Origin of the sequence: Streptomyces sp. NPDC059567, from assembly GCF_042735655.1 — a bacterium.
Classification (GTDB): domain Bacteria; phylum Actinomycetota; class Actinomycetes; order Streptomycetales; family Streptomycetaceae; genus Streptomyces.
Genome location: NZ_JBHWBS010000060.1, coordinates 1 through 7,843 on the forward strand (window position 1 = coordinate 1; position 7,843 = coordinate 7,843).

General features: G+C 74.5%; 6 protein-coding genes. 4 read left to right on the top strand and 2 right to left on the bottom strand.

Annotated elements, in window-relative coordinates; all coding sequences use genetic code 11:
- Positions 1 to 70: 70 nt before the first annotated feature.
- Positions 71 to 1,132, bottom strand: coding sequence for a mechanosensitive ion channel family protein (locus ACFVZW_RS24095; protein ID WP_384524762.1), 1,062 nt, complete (start codon positions 1,130 to 1,132; stop codon positions 71 to 73).
- Positions 1,133 to 1,379: 247 nt separating this feature from the next.
- On the opposite strand from ACFVZW_RS24095, the gene ACFVZW_RS24100 reads away from it, so the two are divergent.
- Positions 1,380 to 1,943 (top strand): HNH endonuclease, encoded by a 564-nt coding sequence (locus ACFVZW_RS24100; RefSeq protein WP_384524765.1) that lies wholly within the window; start codon positions 1,380 to 1,382, stop codon positions 1,941 to 1,943.
- Between the two features lie 43 nt (positions 1,944 to 1,986).
- Here ACFVZW_RS24100 and ACFVZW_RS24105 read toward each other — a convergent pair whose 3' ends face one another.
- On the bottom strand, positions 1,987 to 4,971 hold the full coding sequence (locus tag ACFVZW_RS24105; protein ID WP_384524767.1) for a beta-N-acetylglucosaminidase domain-containing protein: 2,985 nt from the start codon (positions 4,969 to 4,971) through the stop codon (positions 1,987 to 1,989).
- A gap of 167 nt (positions 4,972 to 5,138) precedes the next feature.
- On the opposite strand from ACFVZW_RS24105, the gene ACFVZW_RS24110 reads away from it, so the two are divergent.
- The 3 genes from ACFVZW_RS24110 to ACFVZW_RS24120 are packed head-to-tail and all read left to right on the top strand — an operon-like array spanning position 5,139 to position 7,718.
- Positions 5,139 to 5,375, top strand: coding sequence for a hypothetical protein (locus ACFVZW_RS24110; protein WP_384524770.1), 237 nt, complete (start codon positions 5,139 to 5,141; stop codon positions 5,373 to 5,375).
- 1 nt (position 5,376) lies between these two features.
- The gene (gene malQ / locus ACFVZW_RS24115; RefSeq protein WP_384524773.1) at positions 5,377 to 7,461 is read left to right on the top strand and encodes a 4-alpha-glucanotransferase; all 2,085 of its coding nucleotides are present in this window, start codon (positions 5,377 to 5,379) and stop codon (positions 7,459 to 7,461) included.
- Between the two features lie 20 nt (positions 7,462 to 7,481).
- On the top strand, positions 7,482 to 7,718 hold the full coding sequence (locus ACFVZW_RS24120; RefSeq protein ID WP_260226244.1) for a hypothetical protein: 237 nt from the start codon (positions 7,482 to 7,484) through the stop codon (positions 7,716 to 7,718).
- The last annotated feature ends 125 nt before the right edge of the window (positions 7,719 to 7,843 follow it).

Consider the following 7,843-nt stretch of genomic DNA (forward strand, 5'->3'; position numbering starts at 1 on the left):
CCCCCGAAGGCAACCAAAGCGTTACCTGCGGGGGCGTCGTGCGGAGCCGGTGCTCCGTGTCGTCCGGGCGCTACTTGCTGAGGTCCGGCCTCGGCAGCGGGCTCGCGGCCGCGCCCTGCGGGGACGTCGGCGAGGCGAAGGCCGAGGGGGCCGCCATGCCCGCCGTCGGGTCCGCCGCGGACTCCTCCGCCTGCGCCGGGACACCGCCGACGATACGGATCCCGGCCGCGTCCAGCGCCCGCTTGATCCGCCACCGCAGCTCGCGCTCGACGCCCAGGGCCTTGCCCGGCATCGTCTTCGCCGAGACCCGGATCGTCATGGACTCCAGGAGCACCTCGTTGAGACCGAGGATCTCCACCGGGCCCCACAGGCGCTCGTTCCAGGGCTCGTCCTTCGCCATGGACGCCGTGGCCTCGTTGATCACCGACTGCACCCGGTCCAGGTCCTCCGTGGGACGCACCGTGACGTCCACCGCGGCCGTCGCCCAGCCCTGGCTGAGGTTGCCGATCCGCTTGATCTCGCCGTTGCGGACGTACCAGATCTCGCCGTTGTCGCCGCGCAGCTTCGTCACCCGCAGACCGACCTCTATGACCTCGCCGGAGGCCACCCCCGCGTCGACCGAGTCACCGACTCCGTACTGGTCCTCCAGGATCATGAAGACACCGGAGAGGAAGTCCGTGACCAGGTTCCGGGCGCCGAAACCGATCGCCACACCGGCGACACCCGCGGAGGCCAGCAGCGGCGCCAGGTCGATCTTGAAGGCGCCCAGGATCATCAGCCCCGCCGTGCCCAGGATCAGGAACGACGCCACCGAGCGCAGCACCGAGCCGATCGCCTCCGAGCGCTGTCTGCGCCGCTCGGCGTTGACCAGCAGACCACCGAGCGCCGTGCCCTCCACGGCCTGGGCGGAGCGGTTCATCCGCTCTATGAGCTTGGTCAGGGCGCGGCGGATCGCCATCCGCAGCAGCAGGGCGACGACCAGGATGAGGAGGATGCGAAGACCGGTGTTCAGCCAGGTGGACCAGTTCTCCTCCACCCAGCCCGCGGCGTTCGTCGCCCTCTCCGCGGCCTCGTCGAGGGTGACGGGGACCTCTTGCGGATCGTCGGCGGTCAGCAGGGCGGACCAGGACACGGAGAACCTCCAGGCGTGGCGTACGCGGAACATCCACACTAACGGGGCATCGGATGTGCTCCTGTTGCCCTGTTCGAGGGAGAGACGGACCTCACGCGGGGATGATCCGGGTGACGATGCCGATGTGGTCGAGAACACCTCCAGCCCGTTACCGGTACGTGGTGGCGCTCCGACCAGGCATGAGGAGAGACTGAGAGCAGTTCGTCCCGGCGCGAGCCACGCGCCGCCGGCGTATTAGGAGGCATCCGTGCCGCATGTCCTGGTCCTCAACGCGTCGTACGAGCCCCTCGGCGTCGTACCGCTCCGCCGCGCGCTCGTCCTCGTCCTCGAGAACAAGGCACTCTGCCTCGAGGAGTCCGGCGCCTTCCTGCACAGCGAGACCCGCGTCATCCCCGCACCCAGTGTGGTCAGACTGAAGCGGTTCGTGCGGGTCCCCTACCGGGGGCCCGTTCCTCTGACCCGCAGAGCGCTCTTCGCCCGTGACGGCGGACGCTGTATGTACTGCGGTGGCGTCGCAACCAGCGTCGACCACGTCATTCCGCGCAGCCGCGGGGGCACGCACGCCTGGGAGAACGTCGTGGCGGCCTGCCGCCGCTGCAATCACGTCAAGGCCGACCGGCATCTGCGCGAGCTGGGCTGGCGGCTGCGGCACCAACCCGCCCCGCCGACCGGACTGGCCTGGCGGATCATCGGGACCGGACACCGGGACCCACGCTGGCTGCCCTATCTGCAGCCGTACGGCGCGGACGATGTGATGGCCCGGATCGACGCCGTCTCCACCACCCCCGTGGGGGCCGTGAAGACGCATTGATCCGGGCCTTCGTCGTACCGGGGGCGCCTCCGCGGAGGCGCCCCTACTCCGGCTGCTCGGGCTTCCCGGACTCGACCGGCGGGGCCACCGCGTAGGTCTCCACCGACCACAGCGAGTAGCCGTACTCCGTCGCCCGCGCATCGCCCTGGACCCGCAGGAAGCGGGTGTCCGCCGCGTCCATGCGGACGCTCTCCCGGCCGCCGCGCCCGTCGGCGACCGTCGCGGCCGTGCGCCAGGTGCGGCCGTCCGCGGAGACCTGGATGCGGTAGCGGGAGGGGTGCGCGTCCTGCCAGTGCAGGACCACCTGCCCTATCCGGGCCGGCCGGGGGAGCTCCAGCTGCCACCAGGCGCCGTCGTCGACGGGTGAGGACCAGCGGGTGGCGGGATCGCCGTCCAGCGCCGAGGCGGCCGGGAAGTCGGGCGTCTCGTCGCCGGAGGAGGAGGCCCGCGCGGCAGGCGCCAGGTCGGGGCCGGCCGTGCGGGGGAAGGCCCGGACCGTCAGGACCCGCTCCTCGCCCGCGAACGACACCGGCACCTGGTACGAGCCCGCCGGCACGTCCGGCGCCACCGACACCTCCAGCGGGACGGTCGTGTGCGTGCCGCGCGGCACCCGGGTCTCCTTCGGCAGCCGCACCGTGATCCCCTTCGGGGCCCGCGCCGCCAGCTCCCCGCGCACCTCCTCGGCGCGCCGGCCCGCCACACGGACGTCCACCCGCTGCACGGGACCGCCGATCTCGGCGTCCGTCTCCTTCCGGGCCAGCTCCAGCTCGGCGCGCGGCTCGTCCGCGAACCAGGGCACCAGGGAGCGCACCTGAGGATCGGCGCCGTCCCACACCACGCGGACCGCGTCCGCGCGCAGCCCCTTCACGTCCGCCTGCGTCCAGCCGGACGGGGACACCGGGCCCAGCGACCGCCAGCCCTCGCCGGGGACGTACGCCTCCACGCGCGCCGACCCGGCCGCGCCCGGCTCCGTCATCACCGTCACCGTCTCGACGGGCCGCGAACGCTCCAGCCGCACGGTGTACGCCGCCGGCTCGCGGTCCGCCCGCCGCCCGGTGCCCCGCTCGCGGTCCGCGCCGGTCCAGGCCGCCGACTCCGTCGCGGCCCGCGCGAGGAAGGGATCGAGGACGCCGCTGCCGACGGTCACCTCGCTCGCCTTCAGCGCCTCCCGCAGCGGCTCCAGCCGCAGCTGTGCCTGCCAGGCCGCCGCGCCGTCGCCGCGGGCCTGCGCGAGCAGCATGTCGACCGCCGTCTCCCCGGCGTGCCCGTGCCGGGACAGCTGCTCCAGCCAGGGCCGTACCTCGTCGTCCAGGGTGCCGTCGGCGGTCGCCGTCAGCCGCTCGGGCGCCTCCCGCATCACGGTGAACGCGGCCCGCAGTTCGCGTGCCGCCTTCTCCCGCGCCGTCGGGTCCGGGCTCGTACGGCTCCGCCAGAACGCGGCCATCAGCGGCTTCAGGTACGCCGACTCGCCCGACGGGTCGAGGAGCGAGGAGGCGTCGTTGGCGGCCAGGGCCCGCAGCGCCTCGCGGGCCGCCGGGTCCGGCCCGGCCAGCTCGTCGACGGCCGCATGCCAGGACTCCTGCGGCCGGTAACCCTTCGGGTTCCAGGCGTAGTCCGCGGCGGTGAAGAGCGGGATGCGGGAGATCGCCGCCTGCTCCATGGCGTTGGCGAGGAACGCGGCCGAACCGGCGGCCACGGCCGGCTCGCGGCCCATGGAGGGGCCGAGGAAGAGCCGGTCCCGGGCGTAGTCGTTGACCGGGTAGTTGTCCATGGTGACCAGCGGGTGGCGCAGCGCGTCGCGGGCACCGGCCAGCTCCCGGCCGGAGATCGTGCGGGGGACGGCCCCGACGCCCGTCCAGGCGACCCGCACCCGGTCGTCGAGCGCCCCGGCGAGCGCCGTGCGGTACTTCGTCGCGCCGTCCTGGTAGTACTCCGTCGGCATCAGGGTGAGCGGTTCCGCGTCCGGGTACCGGGCGGCCAGATGCCGGGCCACCGCGCTCGCCACGCGCGCGTGGGCGGCGGCCGCCGCCTCGGGCCCGCGGCCGAAGGTGTCCGCGTCCCTGGAGCAGTGCCACTCGCTGTAGCTGACGTCCTGGAACTGGAGCTGGAACGAGCGCACCCCCAGCGCCCACATGGCGTCGAGCTTGCGCGTGAGGGCCTTCACGTCGTCGTCCGAGGCCAGACACATCGACTGCGCGGGGGCCACGGCCCAGGCGAGGGTCACATGGTTGGCGCGGGCCCGCGCGGCCAGCGCGCGGAAGGCGGCACGCTGGTCCGCCGGGTAGGGCTCGCGCCACTGGGTCTGGCGGTACGGGTCGGCGCCGGGGGCGTAGAGGTAGCGGTTCTGCTTGGTACGGCCCATGAAGTCGAGCTGGGCCAGGCGCTGTTCCCGGCTCCACGGGCGGCCGTAGAAGCCCTCCGTCAGACCGCGCACGGCGGTCCCGGGCCAGTCGCGGACGACGACACCGGGGACGGTCCGCCCGCCGTCGGTCGTGCCGTCGATCAGCTGACGCAGTGTCTGTACGGCGTGGAACAGGCCGTCCTCGCCGACGCCGTCCAGGGCGACCGTGTCCCGGCCCTGCACCCGGCCGGTGGCCAGCCGGTACCCGCCGCGCGGCAGGTCGGCCCGCTCGGGCACGCGCAGCGCCCGCAGGGCCTCCGCGGAGGCGGCGGAGCCCATGCGGAGCACGGTCCCGCCACCCGGCAGGGACGTGTGGACGGTCCGTACCCCCGCCGCCCGCAGCACCTCGCGCAGTGCGGCGACGGCGTACGGATCGGCGTCGGCGTCGGTGAGCAGCGTCACCTCGTCGCCGAGCGGAACCGAAGGACCCGTGGCCCGCTGGGACTGCGGGCGCGGCGAGACCGCCGTCCCGGGCGACAGCTGCGTCTCGGTGTCCGGAGTGGTGACGGGGGCGCCCGGGGGTGTCGGCGCCGCCGTGGCGAGGCTCGGCACGCTGCCGCCGAGGAATCCGCCGATCACCGCGGCGGCGACGGCCGAAGCGGTCCGCCGTCTGTGCCCGAGGTGCATGGGGGACTCCTCTTCTCCCGCGGGCTCCCGTGGTCACGAGAGGGTTACGAGCCCACCACCCGCCCGGCTGGGGTGTCAATGCAGGTGGCCGATGTGTCGGGTTTGCCGGGCGGTCTTTCGGCGAGGTGGCGCCGCGACGACAAGTTCCGCCGGTAAAACGGGGTGCGGTGGGTAGGGCTCTCGAAGCCCCACCTGTCGAGACGAACCGGGAGACCCCCGTGACCGCGACCACCCCCCTCACCACCCCCATACGCGTACCGAAACAGGGCCCGCTCACGAGCGAACCGCCCCTCGCCGACGCCGCACCCCTCACCAGCGAGCCGCCCATGACCGAGGCGGCGCCCCTCACCAGCGAACCCACCGCCCGCGCCACCGCGGGCGGCACGGAGTCCCCCGGAGTGTGAAGTGACCCTGGCCCGTCTCGCCGAACTCCATGGCGTCGCCACCGCGTACGAGCCGTCCGAGGGCGTCACCGTCCAGGTGCCCGACGCCACGGTCGTGGCCGTCCTCGGTGCCCTCGATGTGGACGCCACCACGCCGGAGGCGGTGGCCGCCGCGCTCCGGACGGCACAGCGGGCCGACGAGGACCGGATGTTGCCGGCCACGCTCGTGCGCTGGCAGGACGGTCCGATGCGTCCGCCGCAGGACCTTCCGCCGGGCACCCGGCTGCGCGTCACGACCGAGTCGGGTGAGGTCGTGGAGGGCGCGGGCTGGGACGGGCTGCCGCTCGGCGTCCACCGCGTCGAGGCCCTCGCCCCCGAGGGGCGCTCCGGCACGAGCACGCTGATCGTCGCCCCCGCGCGTGTGCCGCGGCCCGAGGGGCGGGTGTTCGGTCTGCTCGCCCAGGTGTACTCGGTGCTCTCCGCCCGCTCCTGGGGCATGGGCGACCTCGGCGACCTGCGCGAGCTCGCGGCCTGGGCCGGCCGGACGCACGGCGCCGGGTTCGTCCAGGTCAACCCGTTGCACGCGGCGGTGCCCGGGGCGCCCACCGACCCCTCTCCGTACCGCCCCTCCTCACGCCTCTTCCCCGACCCCGTCCATCTGCGGATCGAGGACGTTCCCGAGTTCGGCTTCGTCGGGCCCGAGCACGGCGCCGAAGTGGACGCGGTCCTCGCCGACGCCGCCGAGCTGCGCGAACGGGTCCTGCGCAAGGGCGCCTTGATCGACCGGGACGCGGTGTGGGAGGTCAAGCGGCGCGCCCTGGAGCTCGTACGGACGGTGGAACTCGGCCCCGGCAGACGGGCGGAGTACATCGACTTCCTCGCCGAGCGCGGCCCCGCCCTGGAGGACCACGCCACCTACCAGGCCCTCGCCGAGCGGCACGGCCACCACTGGCGCAGCTGGCCCGAGGAGCTGCGCGCCCCCCGCTCCGCCGCCGTGGCCGTCCGCGCCGACGACGAGCTGACCGCCCGGATCGACTTCCACTGCCGGCTCGCCTGGCTGACGGACCGGCAGCTCGCCGCCGCCGCCGAGGCGGCCCGGGAGGCGGGCATGGGCGTGGGGATCGTCCACGACCTCGCCGTCGGCGTCCATCCGGACGGCTCCGACGCCTGGGCCCAGCAGGACGCCTTCGCCGCCGGCATGTCCGTCGGCGCCCCGCCCGACGCCTTCAACGCCCGTGGCCAGGACTGGGGTCTGCCGCCCTGGCGCCCCGACGCGCTCGCCGCCTCGAGCTACGCCCCGTACCGCGGCCTGCTGAGGGAGCTGCTGCGGCACGCGGGCGCGCTGCGCATCGACCATGTGATGGGGCTGTTCCGGCTCTGGTGGGTCCCCGAGGGGTGCGAACCCACCGAGGGGACGTACGTCCGCTACGACGCCGAGGCGATGCTCGCGGTCCTCGCCCTGGAGGCCCACCGGGCGGGCGCGGTCGTCATCGGCGAGGACCTCGGCACCGTCGAGCCCGGCGTCCGCGAACGGCTCGCCCACCGTGGGGTGCTCGGCACCTCCGTGCTCTGGTTCGAGCGGGACTGGTCCGGCACGGGCCGCCCGCTGGCCCCCGAGGAGTGGCGCACCGACTGCGTGGCCACCGCCACCACGCACGACCTCCCCTCCACCGCGGCCAAGCTCTCCGGCGACCATGTCGCCCTGCGCCACCGACTCGGGCTGCTCACCGGCGATCTCGGGCGTGAGCGCGCCCGGGACGAGGCCGAGGTCGCCGAGTGGCTGACGGACCTGGAGCTGCGCGGGCTGCTCCCGGAGGGCCCGGGCGACGAGGAGGCCGAGGTCCGGGCCGTCCACCGGTTCCTGCTGCGCACCCCGGCGACGATGGTCGGGGTGTGGCTGCCGGACGCCGTGGGGGACCGGCGGCCGCAGAACCTGCCCGGCACCTGGGACCAGTACCCCAACTGGCGGCTCCCGGTGGCGGGCCCGGAGGGCCAGCCGCTCACCCTGGAGGAACTGGCCGCCTCCCCCCGCCTCCACCGCCTCCTCGCGGTGTTCGGTCCCCTCGGTGGTTCCCGTACGGCACCCCCGGACGCGCGGCCCGTTTAGGTGTTCGCTACGTTTGCACCGTGGACAAGAAGAACGCCCTGCGCGCCGGTGCTGTCGCGGCCGGTACGACGCTGATGATGCTGCTCATGTCGTCCCCCGCGCTCGCGCTCACCCGCGACGACGGTGACGACCCGGCCCCCAAGCTGAGTGTCGTCGAGACCCTCGGCCTGTTCGTGGCCGCGCCGATCGTGCTGTTCCTGGTGATCGCCGGCCTCGTGATGGTGCTCGACAAGTCCGACAGGCCCAAGAAGGCCTAGGGCCCAGCCTCTTCCGAGGGTGGGGGGGGCGGGGCTGCGGATCCCACCCGCCCCCCCCGGGTGGGTGATCACCACAGGCGGGGGCCCCGCCCAGCGGCCAGCGCGCCCCCCCCCCCCGCCCCCCG